General features: G+C 71.5%; 1 protein-coding gene. It reads left to right on the top strand.

The annotated features are described in order from the left end of the window. Positions 1-132: 132 nt before the first annotated feature. Positions 133-414: hypothetical protein (locus tag CF8_RS22800; RefSeq protein WP_198016914.1), on the top strand; the 282-nt coding region annotated here is incomplete at its 3' end.

The raw sequence follows: 414 nt of genomic DNA, 5'->3' as shown, positions 1-414 counted from the left end.
CCCGGGCAGGGATTCGGGGCAGGCGCGCACACCCGCGATGAATCCATCACCCGCCTGGTCTCGGTCGGGGACGCGATCGGCAGGAGTTTGGGCAGCAGCAGCTGGCCACAGGCGAGCCGGCCCGATCGGCGCATGACTCAGATGACCAGGACCCTCGGTCACGCCAGCGACCTGGTGCACCGCTACGGCGCCGACATCCCGGTCCAGCGCGCCGAGAGCTTCCGCGACCTCGAGGCCGCTCGCGCCCGGATCATGCACGCCCTGTACGTCAGCGCCCACGCCGTTGGTGTCTCCCTGCACCAGCACGGCCACAGCCGGTACCAGGCCGCGCTCGGCACTCACCGGCCCATCGAGCTCAACCGGCGTCACTCCCCCTACGCCGTCCCGCCGACCACCGAGTGGATCCGCCGCATG

Source organism: Nocardioides sp. CF8 (assembly GCF_000389985.1).
GTDB classification, from domain to species: Bacteria; Actinomycetota; Actinomycetes; order Propionibacteriales; family Nocardioidaceae; genus Nocardioides; species Nocardioides allogilvus.
Note: the sequence above shows the minus strand (reverse complement) of the source record. Positions and strands in the feature narration are given on the sequence as shown.